This is a genomic window from Palleronia abyssalis (assembly GCF_900302445.1).
GTDB classification, from domain to species: Bacteria; Pseudomonadota; Alphaproteobacteria; order Rhodobacterales; family Rhodobacteraceae; genus Palleronia; species Palleronia abyssalis.
Genome location: NZ_ONZF01000001.1, coordinates 314,606 through 328,738 on the forward strand (window position 1 = coordinate 314,606; position 14,133 = coordinate 328,738).

Annotated in this window: 17 protein-coding genes; 6 read left to right on the forward strand and 11 right to left on the reverse strand. The window is 62.4% G+C overall.

The window, feature by feature from the left end:
* Positions 1-4: 4 nt before the first annotated feature.
* The 4 genes from PAA8504_RS01610 to PAA8504_RS01625 form a co-directional block, all read right to left on the reverse strand.
* Positions 5-589, reverse strand: a complete 585-nt coding sequence (locus PAA8504_RS01610; RefSeq protein WP_091846728.1) for a c-type cytochrome — start codon at positions 587-589, stop codon at positions 5-7.
* Positions 590-630: 41 nt separating this feature from the next.
* Positions 631-963 carry a hypothetical protein gene (locus PAA8504_RS01615; RefSeq protein ID WP_108892406.1) on the reverse strand — a complete coding sequence of 111 codons (333 nt, stop codon included), beginning with the start codon at positions 961-963 and terminating at the stop codon, positions 631-633.
* Positions 963-1,418 carry a c-type cytochrome gene (locus PAA8504_RS01620; RefSeq protein WP_108892407.1) on the reverse strand — a complete coding sequence of 152 codons (456 nt, stop codon included), beginning with the start codon at positions 1,416-1,418 and terminating at the stop codon, positions 963-965. The genes PAA8504_RS01615 and PAA8504_RS01620 overlap by 1 nt, the downstream gene beginning before the upstream one ends.
* Before the next feature lie 67 nt (positions 1,419-1,485).
* The gene (locus PAA8504_RS01625) at positions 1,486-2,061 is read right to left on the reverse strand and encodes a L,D-transpeptidase (protein ID WP_108892408.1); all 576 of its coding nucleotides are present in this window, start codon (positions 2,059-2,061) and stop codon (positions 1,486-1,488) included.
* 162 nt (positions 2,062-2,223) lie between these two features.
* Here PAA8504_RS01625 and PAA8504_RS01630 point away from each other — a divergent pair, with 162 nt between their 5' ends.
* The 3 genes from PAA8504_RS01630 (at position 2,224) to PAA8504_RS01640 (ending at position 5,447) form a co-directional block, all read left to right on the forward strand.
* A complete protein-coding gene (locus PAA8504_RS01630) occupies positions 2,224-2,541 on the forward strand; it encodes a DUF2933 domain-containing protein (protein WP_108892409.1) in 318 nt (105 codons plus the stop codon).
* 50 nt (positions 2,542-2,591) lie between these two features.
* A complete protein-coding gene (locus PAA8504_RS01635; RefSeq protein ID WP_181375661.1) occupies positions 2,592-3,350 on the forward strand; it encodes a DsbA family protein in 759 nt (252 codons plus the stop codon).
* 72 nt (positions 3,351-3,422) lie between these two features.
* Complete coding sequence (locus PAA8504_RS01640; protein WP_245897484.1) at positions 3,423-5,447, forward strand: protein-disulfide reductase DsbD family protein; 2,025 nt, start codon at positions 3,423-3,425, stop codon at positions 5,445-5,447.
* A gap of 1 nt (position 5,448) precedes the next feature.
* Here the strand turns inward: PAA8504_RS01640 and PAA8504_RS01645 are convergent, their stop codons facing one another.
* From PAA8504_RS01645 to PAA8504_RS01670, 6 genes are read right to left on the reverse strand one after another with little or no spacing between them, the layout of a single operon-like run.
* Positions 5,449-5,895, reverse strand: coding sequence for an ion channel (locus PAA8504_RS01645; protein ID WP_108892412.1), 447 nt, complete (start codon positions 5,893-5,895; stop codon positions 5,449-5,451).
* A gap of 32 nt (positions 5,896-5,927) precedes the next feature.
* Complete coding sequence (locus PAA8504_RS01650) at positions 5,928-6,539, reverse strand: L,D-transpeptidase (protein ID WP_108892413.1); 612 nt, start codon at positions 6,537-6,539, stop codon at positions 5,928-5,930.
* Positions 6,540-6,562: 23 nt separating this feature from the next.
* On the reverse strand, positions 6,563-7,702 hold the full coding sequence (gene ccmI / locus PAA8504_RS01655; protein ID WP_108892414.1) for a c-type cytochrome biogenesis protein CcmI: 1,140 nt from the start codon (positions 7,700-7,702) through the stop codon (positions 6,563-6,565).
* On the reverse strand, positions 7,699-8,163 hold the full coding sequence (locus PAA8504_RS01660) for a cytochrome c-type biogenesis protein (protein WP_091846737.1): 465 nt from the start codon (positions 8,161-8,163) through the stop codon (positions 7,699-7,701). Before PAA8504_RS01660 ends, ccmI begins: the two co-directional genes overlap by 4 nt.
* The gene (locus tag PAA8504_RS01665; RefSeq protein WP_091846738.1) at positions 8,160-8,714 is read right to left on the reverse strand and encodes a DsbE family thiol:disulfide interchange protein; all 555 of its coding nucleotides are present in this window, start codon (positions 8,712-8,714) and stop codon (positions 8,160-8,162) included. Before PAA8504_RS01665 ends, PAA8504_RS01660 begins: the two co-directional genes overlap by 4 nt.
* Before the next feature lie 4 nt (positions 8,715-8,718).
* Positions 8,719-10,722 (reverse strand): heme lyase CcmF/NrfE family subunit, encoded by a 2,004-nt coding sequence (locus PAA8504_RS01670; protein ID WP_108892415.1) that lies wholly within the window; start codon positions 10,720-10,722, stop codon positions 8,719-8,721.
* A 61-nt stretch (positions 10,723-10,783) separates the two neighbouring features.
* On the opposite strand from PAA8504_RS01670, the gene PAA8504_RS01675 reads away from it, so the two are divergent.
* Together PAA8504_RS01675 and PAA8504_RS01680 are read left to right on the forward strand one after the other, a co-directional pair.
* On the forward strand, positions 10,784-11,989 hold the full coding sequence (locus PAA8504_RS01675; protein WP_146190434.1) for a YncE family protein: 1,206 nt from the start codon (positions 10,784-10,786) through the stop codon (positions 11,987-11,989).
* Between the two features lie 13 nt (positions 11,990-12,002).
* Positions 12,003-12,668 (forward strand): TVP38/TMEM64 family protein, encoded by a 666-nt coding sequence (locus PAA8504_RS01680; RefSeq protein WP_108892417.1) that lies wholly within the window; start codon positions 12,003-12,005, stop codon positions 12,666-12,668.
* An 88-nt stretch (positions 12,669-12,756) separates the two neighbouring features.
* On the opposite strand, the gene PAA8504_RS01685 is transcribed toward PAA8504_RS01680, so the two are convergent.
* A complete protein-coding gene (locus PAA8504_RS01685) occupies positions 12,757-13,017 on the reverse strand; it encodes a hypothetical protein (RefSeq protein ID WP_108892418.1) in 261 nt (86 codons plus the stop codon).
* A 577-nt stretch (positions 13,018-13,594) separates the two neighbouring features.
* On the opposite strand from PAA8504_RS01685, the gene PAA8504_RS01690 reads away from it, so the two are divergent.
* Positions 13,595-14,047 carry a DUF411 domain-containing protein gene (locus tag PAA8504_RS01690; RefSeq protein ID WP_091846742.1) on the forward strand — a complete coding sequence of 151 codons (453 nt, stop codon included), beginning with the start codon at positions 13,595-13,597 and terminating at the stop codon, positions 14,045-14,047.
* Positions 14,048-14,133: the final 86 nt, after the last annotated feature.

Below are 14,133 nucleotides of genomic sequence, written 5' to 3' on the forward strand. Positions count from 1 at the left end.
GATCCTAGTCCTTCTCGAGCCGGAACCGCGTATGGCACGTCGAACAAGTGCGGCTTAGCTCGGAAAACACCTCGTCGGCAGGCATGTCCGCCATCTCGGCCAACGTGGTTTCGGCCGAGCCGCCACCCATCATGCCAGACGCATCGCCACCCATCATGCTGGCCGTGTCTCCGCCCATCATGGACCCCATATCCGCTTGCGCCGCCTCTTCATCGGCCAGACCGTTATCCGCCGCTTTCGAAAGCCCCTGGGCCAAGGTCTCCAGCCGCATCGCGATGCGTTCGAACTCGTCCCAATCCTCCCAGATCGCGTCTTTCACGTAGGATTTCTCGTTCGCGTTATCTTCTGGAAACAGCTCGGTCATCGCGGTGCCCGCATGTTCCTCGAACACGGCGGCGGCCTTCCTGACCGTGTCGGCGTCGTAGTTCTGTTCGCCCTTCATGATCGGCGTGACGGATTTCACCGCATCGCCCATCGCGCTCATGGCCTGCATCCGCTCCAGCACGATGCCGGTCGCACCCGTATGAGCCACTGCGCCGATGCCGATGCTAGTCGCGACCGAAGCCGCCAGAATGGTTTTCAGTTTCATCTCGGAGTTTCCTGTATTTCCTGGATCTTAAGTCTTGTGCTTCAAGACAGGGATCGTGGGACAGGAGGATCGGTCATGGAATACAGAAGCTTGAACAGGGACGGCGACACGCGGCGCTTTTTCGACGATGCCGCGATGTACGCTTGTCCGTGCGACGCCGACGAGAGAACTACCGAGATGTTGCACTCCGGCGCGTCGTGACAGTCATCGGCTCCGATCTGATCTTGGACCTTTGCTGCACCTGGTTCGCCAAGCTCGACGGCACTTTCCGACTGAGCGGCATGCAGCCCGCCTGCCTGCACGGGCGACCCGGCGGACAGGACCGCCAATACAATCACCGACGCGAAAACGAGAAAGAGCGTAGAGATGCGCACTATTGGATCCCGTTCTCACTTTGCAGGGCCCGCACATAGGCAACGATCGTGCCCACATCGGCGCGCGTCAGTCCCTCGATCGGTGGCATATTGCCGAAATCCCAATGGTGCGACCTGACGCCATTGGAAATGGCGCGATAGAACGCTTCGTCGCCGTGATGGCTAGGCTCATAAATCTTGTGGACCAAGGGCGGGGCCACGCCGTTCTGTCCCGCCGCGTTCTGACCGTGACATTGGGCGCAAGCCGCCTCGAACGCGCGCTTTCCCAACTCCTCTTTCTGGTCCAGTTCGCCCGGCAAGGAAACGTCCACGATGGGGGCGCCCAGTGCCAGTTCGGTCGTATCGGGGGGCGTCATCGAATGACCCGCCATCTGGGATGGTGCAGTCGCCCACCACAGAAGGCCCGCGGCTGCAACGACGATGGCGATCGTGACGGCGATGAGTTTGGTTGGCATTGTATGTCCCGACATTGGAACGGGGCAGCCATTGACCGCCCCGCAAACAAGTGATGTTCCGCCGGCGTCAGATCAAAAGCACCTGAGTGCCCACCTTCGCCATGCCGAAGAGTTCGGCGATATGTTCGTTGAACAATCCTATACAGCCGTTCGAGGACCGCCGCCCGATCTTGCGCGTGTCATTCGTTCCGTGCACCCGGTAATACTGCCAGGACAAATAAAGCGCATGGGTACCAAGCGGGTTGTCGGGTCCGGGCGCCCAGTAATCCGGCCATTCGGGATTACGCTCTTTCATCGACGGCGTGGGCCGCCAGCTTGGGCCTTCGACCTTGCGTATTACTTCTGTCCGACCGAGCCGCGTCAGCTCGTCGGATTCCGGAACGGAACTTGGGTAGACCTTGTGGATCGAACCGTCTTCGGACCAGTAGTTGACATAGCGCCCGACCGTGTCGCACAGGATGACACCGTTCCGACGCGTATCGAAGTAGTCCTGCCAGCCATGGGTACTGAAGCTGGACGCATTGCGGCGTAACGCCGGGGTCGCTAGTGACTGTGCGGCACCGGCCAACGGAAACGCCGATGCACTTGCCGAGGCAAGTCCGATAAGAACCGACCGCCGCGACGGTGGATTACCCTGGTTCATGACTGCTCCTCAATTCATTTTCTTTGCGCTTGCGGCCTTCCAACGCTGGAAGGTCAAACCCTTTCCGATCACGACAGAGTGACCGGTGGCGGCCTAAACCGCTTGACCTTCCCGCACTGGAGTTTGCCAGAATTAACATCGGCGAACAAAGGAGCTCTAAAAATGAACGACCAAACTTCCAGCGGCGGTATCCAGGCGCGCGTCATGAAATGGGGCATGATGGCGTGCTGCGCGATCATGCTCGTGCCGGTCGCGTCGTTTCTTCTTGCCGGCGGAACGATCGCCGGCTCGTGGAACAACGCGGGTGTTTTCGCGCCGATCGCGCTGTGTGTGGGTGCGCATCTGGTGATGCATCGCCTGATGGGCAAATCCTGCCACGGCAAGGGTTCTGAACAGGTCAAACAGGCAGAACGGGAGAGAATCGTCGCTGTTCCTGCCCAGGCGCGATCCACCGAAATGGACCGTCTGCGCGGCGCGTGACCATGCGACTTCACTCGGCGATGATATGATCCTGGTGATTGGGTAACCTCTTGATAGCACGTAGAAACCTTTTGCTGGCGGCGGGCGGCGTAGCGCTGGTCGCAGCCTTCCAGAAAGGTCCGGACATTCTGGCGGCGTTCGGGTCCGAATTTGAATTCGAACCATCCCCGGTCGATGGATTTCGCCAGATTGCCGGTGGAAGTTCATCGACGGGCAGCTTCGATCCGTTCGTCGGTCTGGACCGGGACAAGGTTGCCATCCCGGCGGAATTGGTCGCCACGGTCGAACGCAACCTCTGTTCGACCTTGTTCGAAGATACCGGCACTGGCGATGTCCCGGTCGCGTCCTTTTCGGACTACAACTGCCCCTATTGTCGGATCCTGACCCGAGACCTGGGCAGGATCGCGCAGGAGGGCGGCGTCACCGTGTCGTGGCACGAACTCCCGCTTCTGGGCGAAACTTCGATCGCGGCTGCGAAAGCCGCACTGGCCGCGAAGCGTCAAGGGGCATATACCGAATTTTATGAACGCTTGCTGCGCACGGCGTTCGTCACGACGCCGGAGTTTCTTCGGTTGATCGCGGATGACATCGGCGTCGACTATGAACAGCTTCGACGGGATATCGACAGCCCCAAAATCGAGGACGAACTGGAGCGTAGCAAGGCGCTTGCGCAGATTTTTCGATTTTCGGCCACACCAGCGATGGTCGTTGGGCGAACCGTGGTGATCGGCGTGGTTGGCGAAGCCAGGCTTCGAAGCCTGATCGAACTGGAACGACAGGAAGGACGCGTGGAAAGATGCTTTGTCTAGGGATCGCGTTTTGAAATGATGGCTCGAGACCTTGTCCGTTCGCTTTCGGTCGCACTGTTTCTGGCGTCTCCGATGCAGGCAGCGACATCGGAAACCGTATCGAGCGGGCCGATCGACGCACAGCTGTTCGTCGCGGAGGACGGCATCGCGCCCGATGCCTCGACCCTGTCGGCAGCCCTTCGCATCGACCTTCAGGACGGCTGGAAGACCTACTGGCGGTCGCCCGGCGAAGTCGGAATTCCCCCGACCGTGACGTGGGAAGCATCGCAAAACGTGGCCGAGGTCGAATTTCTCTGGCCCGCGCCCCAGCGGTTCCGGGCCTTCGGGATCGAGAACTTCGGCTACAAGGACGAAGTCGCCTTCCCGCTGCGGATTTCGCTGCAGGAACCGGGCGTGCCGACGCGTCTGGCCGGGACGGTCGATTTGCTGGTCTGTTCCGATATCTGTGTGCCCGAGAGCTTCGATCTCGCGCTCGATATTCCGGCGGGAACCGGCATCGACCGCGTTTCGGCCGAATTGATCGCGGCCGCGGGCAACCGCGTCCCGGACGCGGGGGGCGCGGGGATGGGGGACGCGCAAGCGTTTCTGGATGCCGATGGCCAGACGCTGATTGTCCAGATCCAGTCCGAAATCCCGTTCAGGACACCCGACGTCTTCGCCGAGCTTGGCAGCTTCACCGCCTTCGGCGCGCCGGATATCCGGCTGGGCGACGGCGACCGGACGATCTGGGCCAGCGTGCCGATACTCGCCCGTCAGGATGACGTCCGTGACATCGCCCTGACCGTCACCGACGGGGACCGCGCAAGTACCATCGTCCCCGATTGGACAGAACGCGCCCCGCCGCCGCCCTTCACAATCGCGACCGCCGCGCCCGGTATCGGAACGCTTGCCTGGATCGCCCTGGTGGCCCTGTTGGGCGGTGCCATATTGAACGTCATGCCCTGCGTCCTGCCGGTCCTGTCGATCAAGGTCGCATCGGCGATGCAGGCACGCGCCCGTGGCGAAGACCATGTGCGACGCGGCTTTCTTGTCTCGGCATCGGGCGTCCTGGCCTTCATGTGGCTGCTGGCGGCCGCCCTTATCGCGCTGAAGGCGGCAGGCTATGCCGTCGGCTGGGGGTTGCAGTTCCAGAACCCGGTCTTCCTGGTGGCGATGATCGTCGTGCTCGTCCTTTTTGCGGCAAATCTCTTTGGCGTGTTCGAGATCTCGCTGCCGCAATCCTGGATGACGCGGCTTGCCCGCGAAGAAGGCCGGTCGGGCCATGCCGGGGATTTCGCGACCGGTGCGTTCGCCGCGATCCTCGCGACCCCCTGCTCCGCCCCGCTGCTGGGCACCGCGGTCGCCTTCTCCTTGGCGGGCCGCGCGCTGGATGTCTTCGTCGTCTTCACCGCGCTGGGTGTCGGCCTTGCGCTTCCGCATCTTGCACTTGCGGCACGACCGGGCCTTGTGCGCCGTTTGCCGAAGCCGGGTCCGTGGATGATCGGCCTCAAGGCCGTGCTGGGGTCGCTGCTGGCGCTGACCGCGGCATGGCTGCTTTGGGTGCTATCAAGCGTGGCCGGCGTTTCGACGTTCCGTATCGTCGCGGGCGCTTCGGTGCTGTTGCTGGTCGTTCTCGCCCTGTCGTCGCGTCTGCCGCGCAATCTGGCCGTCGGCGCCGCCCTGACGCTCGTGGCGGGGACGTTGGCGGTTCCGGTCCTTGTGCCCCAGGACACCGCACAGGCGTCCATCGCCACAAATTGGGTGCCCTTCGACCGCGCCGAAATCCCGGTTCACGTATCCCAGGGCCATGTGGTCTTCGTGGACGTCACCGCGGATTGGTGCCTGACCTGCAAGGCGAACAAGGCGCTTGTCCTGGATCGCGGCGCGGTGGCCGGGGCGCTGGCCCGTCAGGACGTCATCGCGATGCAGGCCGATTGGACGCGACCGGATCCGGCAATCGGGCGGTATCTGGAGGCCAATGGCCGCTACGGCATACCGTTCGACGCCGTCTACGGGCCGGGCGCACCCGAAGGGATCGCCCTTCCCGAACTACTGACCGAAGCCGCCGTGATGAAAGCACTGGATACCGCATCCGATCGCGTCGTCGCGGAACACTGAGTCAGTCCCGTGAACCGAAGGGGTTCCGGCCGCTCATGATCTGAAGCAGGAAACTGCCCGAAGCGGTTATCAGAAGAAATCCGTGAAACGCTTCGAGCGCAGCCATGAAGCGCAGATGCCCGGACGGGATGAGATCGCCCCGACCAAGCGTCGTGTAATTCACCATCGAGAAATAGAAGTAGTTTATGAACGTCAGATCGGCACCACGATCGCGGCCGGTCGCGCGAAGATCGCCCAGCTCAAAACTATGCACCGCAACCCAAAACCCGGACGCATAGACCAGCGCCTCGACAAGGTGGGCGACGGTCAGCGCTGCCACGCCCAGTGCCAGACATCGGCCCGGATGCAGGGCAGGCTCGACCGCGTCCGCAATCCTCCGCAATGCCACGTAGTGGACCGCGGTGTTCACTGACATAAGGACGGCGGAGATCAGAATGGCGATAAGCATCCAGACGACCCAACACCACCGTCGAAGGAAGCTCAATATACGCCGAAATTTGAAGGTTGGGGATGCAGCACGACCCGCGTTCCGATCGGCACGCGATCGTAGAAATCGACGATCTGGTCGTTGATCAGGCGTGCGCATCCATTGGACACCGCGCGGGCCAGCGTTTCGGGCAGATGCGTTCCGTGGATCCTCAGAAGGGTATCCCCGCGACCGGGTTGGAAAAGATAAAGCGCGCGCGCCCCCAGCGGGTTTTCCAGACCGCCCGGAACGCCGTCACGGTACTTCTCGTAAAGTTCGGGCTCTCGGCGCAACATTCCGGGCGTCGGTGTCCAGCGGGGAAAACGCCGTTTCATTCCGACATGGAACTCGCCTTCCTCATACAATCCCGGTCGCCCGACACCGACGGTGTAGCGGATGGCCTGCCGATCCGGCAGCGTCCAATAGAGTGCGAATTCCCATGGATATACGTGAATCTCATCGGGGCGCAGATCCAGATGTTCGATTGAAACCCGCTGCGGAAGATGCTCGTCTGGCACGTCGTAGGTCGGCACAACCGGTTCGGCCTCGACATGCGCGGCGGCAAGTCCCGGCCGCAGGAGCGTCGCGGCAGCCGCACCGCGGATGAAGGTTCTTCTGTCGGTCATGAGCCTATTCATCGATTCGAGTTTCAGTTTCCGAGAGCTTCACGAATGACGATCCGCCGAGGGTCGTCGGGGGAAAGGTTCTCTATTAATTTCTGCGCGCTCTCATACGCCAAGATCGATTCCTCCAGCTCGCCGAGAACGTCATAGGCCCGCCCCAACCTCAGCCAGCCGTCAAGGTCGTCCGGGTTCTCTTCCAGACGCGCCGCCAGACCGTCGACCATCGACCGGATGAAGGCTCCTTGGTCCTCTTCGTTCAGTTCGGAGACGGCGGCGATGTCATCCTGGCTCGGGCCGCGCATCAGTGGCGCGTAGTCGGTCAGCGAGATCGGTTCGGCACCGACTAAGTCACCCAGATAATTCGCCCGCACCACGAAGCTTTCCATCCACGGCTGGAAGCCGTTCGCCGCATTCAGCCGGCTCAGCAACAGATCGCGCGCCTCCTGCCGGGCACCCGACTGTTCCAGCGCCACTGTCTTGTAGTAGGTCGCGGCCGGATTGCTCGGATCGAGAGCCGCCGCTCGGTCGATTGCCGTTTCCGCCGCCGGGGTGACGATGCCGCCCTCGGCTCCGATCAGGGCTTCGGCGTAAAGAGAGAAGGTGGCAGACGTCGCATCCGGTCGGTCAAGCACACGCACGTAGGCCTGCGCGGCCTGGTCGGGCTGGCCCAGCCGCGAGTAGACGCCCGCCAGAAGCAACCAACCTTCGGTCGGGCCGCCATCCGGATCGCTTTCCAGTCGTTCGAGCAACCGTTCGGAAAGTTCCGCGATCTCGGCGGCATCCGCGCGTTCGGCTACACGATCCGCGAGTGTCAGGCTTGGCACCTGTGGCGTCCCGGTAACCGCGTAAAGCGCGGCACCGAAAAGCGGTATCGCTATCGCCGCGGCCAAGACAGCCGCCCGCCCCGAACCTGTTGTTGACGGGCCGCGGTCCGGGCTGCGCGACAGGGCAAGCATCCGGCGCTTGATCTCCACCTCGGCAGATTGCGCCTCGGTGTCCGAGATCAATTCACGTTCGCGATCCCGACTCACCTCGGCAAGCTGGTCGGTCAGAATCGCCATCGCGCTTTTTTCGCGACTGACGTCGTTGCTCGGCCCGCGCAGCGACGGAAACGCGACAGCGGCTCCGGCGAGGATCGCGAGAAGTATCAGGAAGACCCAGATCATTGCCCGTCCCCCTGACGCGACAGGAAAGCATCCAGTTCCACGGTTTCTTCTTCGGACAAGGCATCGCCAGTCCGCTGTCGCCGCCCGCGCAGTGCCACGGTCACGCCGATCGCTCCCCCCAGGAAGATAACCGCCGGCGCCAGCCACAATGCATAGGTGGTCGGTTTCCAGGGAGGGCGGAAAAGAACGAAATCGCCGTAACGGGCGACGATGTAATCCAGAACCTCCTGATCCGTGTCTCCGGCGACAAGCCGTTCACGCACCAGAAGCCTCAGGTCCCGCGCGACACCCGCATTCGAGCTGTCGATGGATTCGTTCTGGCACACGACGCAACGCAACTCGGCCGAAAGACCGCGCGCTCGCGCCTCAAGCGCGGGGTCGTCGAGTATCTCGTCGGGTTCGACAGCGGCCGCGACGGTGGCGACGACCGCAAACAGGACGGCGCAGATCAGATGCCTCATGATGCCGCTCCGGCTGCCGCTGCCAACGCGGACCTGACCCTGGCCAGATCGTCAGCCGCCACGATCGGACCGACATGACGATAAACGACAGTGCCCGCCGTATCGATCACAAACGTTTCCGGGACGCCGGAAACGCCCCATTCGATCCCGGCCCGTCCCGACAGGTCCGACCCGATACGGTCGTAGGGGTTGCCAAGATCGCGCAGCCATTGGGCCGCATCCTCGGGCTTGTCCTTGTAGTTCAGACCCATGAGGGGGACCCCTTCTTCCTGAACCAGCCGCGTCAGGACCGCGTGTTCGGCCCGGCAAGGCACGCACCAGGATGCGAACACGTTGACGAGTGCCGGTCTTTCCAGGTTCGACAGATCGGCCCTGGAAAGACCGGGAACACCCGCGCCCTCGACCGGCGGCAAGTCGAATTCCGGGGCGGGCTGGGACAGCAGCACCGTTGGAACGGCACCGGGGTCGCGGTCGGGGTCGAGCCCCCAGAAAAAAGCCGCGCCGATGACCAAGGCGACCACGACAGGCAATGCGATCAGAAAACGGGCCATCCGATCATTCCGCCGGAGTGGCGCCGACCGGCGGCGTCGCGACCGTACGTCGCGGCGCACCGACCCGCAGGCGGCGGTCCGACAGGGACAGGATACCGCCCACGACCAACATTACGGTCCCGAGCCAGATGAACCCGACAAGCGGTTCGTAGAGGATGCGCAAGGTCCATTTTCCGGCCGCAAGCGATTTCTCATCCGACGGGGCGCTGATCGACGCATATAGATCACCCGCGACCGTCGAACGGATGGCCGCTTCGGTCGTTTGCGAATTCGCGACCGGATAGCTTCGCCGCTCGGGGCGCAGAACCGTGACAGGTTCACCGCCGCGCGTGACTATCAGCGTGCCGGTGTCGGAGATGTAGTTAGGCCCCCGCAGACGCTCGACCCCCTCAAAGCGGATATCGAAGCCCGCAATGGCGACTTCCGTGCCGGGTTCGCCGAACTTGATGACCTCTTCCTTCCAGGCGCTGGAGCCGGTGAAGCCAATGATGCAGACTGCCAATCCGGCATGGGCCAGCGTCATGCCATGCGCGGCGCGGGGCAGTCCCCTTGCGCGCCGCCAGCTGGCGATCAGAGGCACTGCGCCCAGCTTTATCCGAAGAGCCCATTCGCGGAGCGTGGCAGACAGAAGCCACACGGCCGCCGCTATCGCCAGAACAGCGAGAGCGGGGCCGTTGGTATCAACGTACCACGCCCCCAAAGCCGCCAGTGCCGTCAGACCGGCAACCCATTTCAACCGCGACAGCACGCCGGGCAAGTCGGCACGCTTCCACGACAGAAGGGGTCCGACCGCCATGATTGCGACCAGCGGCAGCATGATCGGAATGAAGCTTGCGTTGAAGAAAGGCGGCCCGACCGAAATCTTCTCGTCCGCGATTGCCTCGACGAACAGCGGATAGAGCGTGCCGAAAAGAACAACGGCCGTCGCGGTCGCCAAAAGCAGGTTGTTCACTAGAAGCCCGCCTTCGCGGCTGATCGGGGCGAACAGCCCTCCGCCCTCGAGTTTCGGTGCGCGCGCGGCATAGAGGGTCAGCGATCCGACCACGGTGATGCCGAGCAGGCCAAGGATATAGAGCCCGCGCTCAGGGTCCACCGCGAAGGCGTGCACGCTGGTCAGTAGTCCGGATCGGACGATGAAGGTGCCCAGCAGCGACAGCGAGAATGTCAGGATCGCCAGCAGGATCGTCCAGCTTTTGAACGCATCCCGCTTCTCGGTCACGATCGCGGAGTGCAGCAGGGCGGTGCCGAGAAGCCATGGCATGAAACTGACATTCTCGACCGGGTCCCAGAACCACCAGCCGCCCCAGCCAAGCTCGTAATAGGCCCACCAGGAGCCAAGCGCGATGCCGGCGGTCAGGCTGATCCACGCCGCCAAAGTCCACGGTCGGACCCAGCGTGCCCAAGCCGGATCGACGCGCCCTTCGATCAGCGCGGCGACCGCGAAACTGAAGACGATCGAGAATCCGACATAGCCGATGTAGAGAAGCGGCGGATGCAGGGCGAGCCCGACATCCTGGAGCAGCGGATTCAGGTCCTGGCCATCCATCGGTGGCGGGAAGACGCGTTCGAACGGGTTGGAGGTGAACAGAAGAAATGTCAGGAACCCGACGCTGACCCAGGCCTGAACGCTCAGAGTTCGGGCTTTCAAACCATCGGGCACGTTGCGCCCCAGCGTCGCGACCCCTGCTCCGAAGATCGCAAGGATCAAGACCCAAAGAACCAGTGATCCTTCGTGACTGCCCCATGTGCCCGCGACCTTGAAGAGCATGGGCTTCAACGAATGCGAGTTTTCCACCACGTTCCGCACGGTGAAATCGCTGACGACGAAGGACCGCATGAGCGCCAGGAATGCGACGCCAACTAACGCCACCTGCACCACGGATGTGGTCACGGCGCTTTGCATCCAAAGCGCATTGTTCCGTGCGGCGCCCAGCATCGGAAGGACGGACTGCACCACGGCCGCCATCAATGCGAGGGTCAGCGCAAAATGTCCGAGTTCGGGAATCATGATCTCACCTTTTCCACGGCTGCCTGACGGGTTCCGCTGCGGGAAGGTCAAGTCGGTCCGTGTGCACAAAGGCTTCGGACAGAATGACAAGTCTGTGACCTGTCCGATCCTTGAGCTTCCGGCACGGGAAGCACCATGTCATCGATCAATTCGTACGAAAGGAACTACCATGCGAAATATGCTTCTCTTCGCGGCCGCGACAGCCTTGACCGCCGGAGTTGCGTCCGCAGATGTCTTCATTCCCGAGGGAGACGCGGACTCGATCCTGCACCTTGCCGATGATGGTGCGGTCGTCGCGCGCATAGACGGGGTCGAAAATGTTCACGGCCTTGCGCTGGCCCCCGACATGAAGTTTCTGATCGCGGGCAGCTTATCGACGGCTCCGAAAGGAACCGGTCTACCGGTATTGGAGTCTTCCCATTCGATCGGAATGGGGTCCATGTCCGACAGCGGCGAAAATGCGGAAATCACTATGGACGGCGATGAAAAGATGACCGATGCCGAACATGACGCGCATCATGGTCCGAGCAATAGTATCACCGGCTCCAACGATACCAGCATCGTCACGATCCGCGATGCGGACACCTACGCACCGGTCCGCAAGGTATCGGTGGCGGGCATCGTTCATCATGTCGCCGTCGACCCGTCCGAGACATACGCGCTTGTCACGCACCCGACCTTGGGCGGTATATCGATCATCGATATCGCGGAAGGTGTCGCAGCGGGACCAATCGCGACCGGTCCGAACCCGGAATACGCGGTCGCCGACCCACGGACGGGTCGGTTCTTCGTCTCCAACGCCGGAAATGCGACGATCAGCGAAGTAGATCCAGCCAAGGGCTTCGTGGCCCGCAACCTCCCGTTGGAAACCGGGCCGAAGCATCTCCAACTGCTGACCGACGAACGTCTTCTTGTCGCGGCAGAAGCCGATGCCGGTTTCGTCAGCCTGATCGACGCGGATAGCGGCGAAATTGTCGAGAGATACGAGATCGGCGGCAATCTTCATGGTGTTCAGGCCGACTCTTCCGCGATCTACGCAAGTGCGCTCGGTCGGGGTCGTGTCGTCAGGATCGACAGGGCGACCGGCGCGCGTACGGCGGTGCAGATGGATGGTCCCTACCACATGGCCTTGACAGGTGATGGACTGATGGTCAGCAGCAGCGAAGATGCGAACGTGCGTCTGCTGGACCCAAATACGTTGGAAACAATATCGACAACGCAAACGAATGGCATCGCCCATCAGATCGTTGTCGAGCCGTCGATCTGACGATGCATACCGCATGACATCTGCCAGGACTATTCGTTTCGGGGCCTTTTTGGCGCTCGCCCTGGCGGGTGTCGCGGTGGTCGTCTTCTGGGACGCGCCCGTGATCGCCGACCTCCGCAGCCTTGCCGAACGCGAGAATATCGAAAGGTTGGTCGCCCGCGCCGGAGCTTGGGGCCCTGCCGTGATTGTCCTGGCGATGATCGTGGCGGTCGTCGCGTCGCCGATCCCCAGCGCGCCGATCGCCATGGCGGCGGGTGCCGCATACGGTCACGTCTACGGCACCATGCTGGTCGTTGCGGGGGCCGAAACCGGTGCCCTGATCGCGTTTGCACTGGCCCGCTTCCTCGGCCGGGAAACGATCCGGCGCTGGCTTGGCGACGGCGTCGAACGCGGCCTTGTCGGGTCGCAAAACGCATTGACGCTGGCGGTCTTTCTCAGCCGTCTCATGCCCTTCGTTTCGTTCGATATCGTCAGCTATGCCGCGGGCCTCAGCGCGATCCATTTCTGGCGCTTCGCCGTCGCGACCCTGGCCGGGATCGTGCCCGCCAGTTTCGTCCTGTCGCATCTGGGCACGGCGGCGATGAGCGGCGGCGATCCGATGACCTGGGTCATCGCGGCCCTTGGGCTGGTGACGGGCCTTCCCCTGATCTGGGCAGTTCTCCGGCGCAGACGGGGCTAAGGCTGCCGGCCTGTCGCGCGTGGCGATATTTTGTTCGGCGAATAAGTATCCGTCCGCATACCAAGAACAGCTTTGTCAATTCACAGGTTCACCCGTGCCCCACGATCCCGACACGATGTCTCTGCTCATTTCCATCGGTCACTGGCTGATCGGCGCGTTCTCGTTTCCCATCGCGGCGCTCGTCGTTTAGCAGGCGCAGCGGCGCGACGCGGCGGTTCCCGGGATCGGCATCCCGCTCCTTCTTTTGGCGGCGGGGGCGACGCTTGCACTTTACATCGTCTTTCAAGCCGGCGTCGACGATGCCCTTCTGATGCTGCACTGGGCTCTGCGCTAGCCGCAACAGCTTCATCACTTTGCGTTCGCGACATTGATTGCCGCCACGGGCGCGGGCGAATGGAAAGCGGGGCCTCGAGGGGGCCGTGCAACCCTGGTCTGGCCCATTGGCTACATAATTCTGGGAGCCACGTTCATCGTCCATGAACAGATCGGCAGCAACGCTCACGCCAAATGGCTTTATCATATGGCTCTGGGGGTGATGATCATAATGGCGGGAGCGCTGCGACTTGCGCAGCGTCGCGGATGGCTTCCTTGGCGGCGCGCCGGACTGGGGTTTGCGGCTTTGCTGTGCCCGATCGTTATCGTGCTGATTTCATATCGCGAAACCATGTCGCTGTAAGCGACACTTTGCATCTCTCGAAACCGTGACACGATGGGCATTTGAGCTTCCAGTGCTGGAAGGCCCATTTGCCCTTCCATGACCAATTGGCACGAGAGTCGTATGGTCACCGCCGCGATCCGCGATGTGTTCGATGCCGTCGATGGCAACGGCGGCCCTCTCTGCTCCGCCCGGTTCTTCCCCGGATCCAGTCCGACACACCCGCAACCGCCCACTCGATCTCAAATCCACTGAACGAAAGACGCAATCCATGAAAAAAGCCCTTCTCATCGCATCCTTCAGCATTCTCGCGGCCACGACCGCCACCGCCGAAACGGCCATGACGGTATTCAAGGATCCCAATTGCGGATGCTGCACAGCCTGGGCGGATCACATGCAGGACGCCGGATTCGACATCACGATCCGGGAGCTTGAATACGACGCGATGCGCGCACACAAGGCGTCCGTCGGTGTTCCCGAGGACGCCGTGGCCTGCCATACCGCGATGATCGGCGACTTCGTGATCGAAGGCCATGTTCCTGCCGAAGACATCAGGCACGTGCTGGCCAATTACCCGGATGCAAGCGGTGTCGCCGTCCCGGGCATGCCCATGGGATCACCGGGCATGGGTCAGATGACGCCCGATACCGTGTTCGATGTGGTCCTTCTGCGGGATGGCGATATCGGTCAGGTGGTGACGTCGTATCCCACGGACGGGAACTGATCTGGTAGCCGCGATCCCTGAAGGACGCCGTTTCGCGGTGTCCCGCGCCGCACACTTGGCGCTTCGGGCTTACCGTTGACCACCTG

Bases quoted from the DNA above. Each gene is read 5' to 3' on its own strand.
- PAA8504_RS01685 (WP_108892418.1), bottom strand. From the start codon at position 13,017: ATGAAGCTGTTGCGGCTAGCGCAGAGCCCAGTGCAGCATCAGAAGGGC.
- PAA8504_RS01670 (WP_108892415.1), bottom strand. From the start codon at position 10,722: ATGATTCCCGAACTCGGACATTTTGCGCTGACCCTCGCATTGATGGCG.
- PAA8504_RS01625 (WP_108892408.1), bottom strand. From the start codon at position 2,061: ATGAACCAGGGTAATCCACCGTCGCGGCGGTCGGTTCTTATCGGACTT.
- PAA8504_RS01640 (WP_245897484.1), top strand. From the start codon at position 3,423: ATGCAGGCAGCGACATCGGAAACCGTATCGAGCGGGCCGATCGACGCA.
- PAA8504_RS01680 (WP_108892417.1), top strand. From the start codon at position 12,003: ATGACATCTGCCAGGACTATTCGTTTCGGGGCCTTTTTGGCGCTCGCC.
- PAA8504_RS01660 (WP_091846737.1), bottom strand. From the start codon at position 8,163: ATGAGGCATCTGATCTGCGCCGTCCTGTTTGCGGTCGTCGCCACCGTC.
- PAA8504_RS01630 (WP_108892409.1), top strand. From the start codon at position 2,224: ATGAACGACCAAACTTCCAGCGGCGGTATCCAGGCGCGCGTCATGAAA.
- ccmI (WP_108892414.1), bottom strand. From the start codon at position 7,702: ATGATCTGGGTCTTCCTGATACTTCTCGCGATCCTCGCCGGAGCCGCT.
- PAA8504_RS01610 (WP_091846728.1), bottom strand. From the start codon at position 589: ATGAAACTGAAAACCATTCTGGCGGCTTCGGTCGCGACTAGCATCGGC.
- PAA8504_RS01620 (WP_108892407.1), bottom strand. From the start codon at position 1,418: ATGCCAACCAAACTCATCGCCGTCACGATCGCCATCGTCGTTGCAGCC.
- PAA8504_RS01665 (WP_091846738.1), bottom strand. From the start codon at position 8,714: ATGGCCCGTTTTCTGATCGCATTGCCTGTCGTGGTCGCCTTGGTCATC.
- PAA8504_RS01650 (WP_108892413.1), bottom strand. From the start codon at position 6,539: ATGACCGACAGAAGAACCTTCATCCGCGGTGCGGCTGCCGCGACGCTC.
- PAA8504_RS01645 (WP_108892412.1), bottom strand. From the start codon at position 5,895: ATGCTTATCGCCATTCTGATCTCCGCCGTCCTTATGTCAGTGAACACC.
- PAA8504_RS01690 (WP_091846742.1), top strand. From the start codon at position 13,595: ATGAAAAAAGCCCTTCTCATCGCATCCTTCAGCATTCTCGCGGCCACG.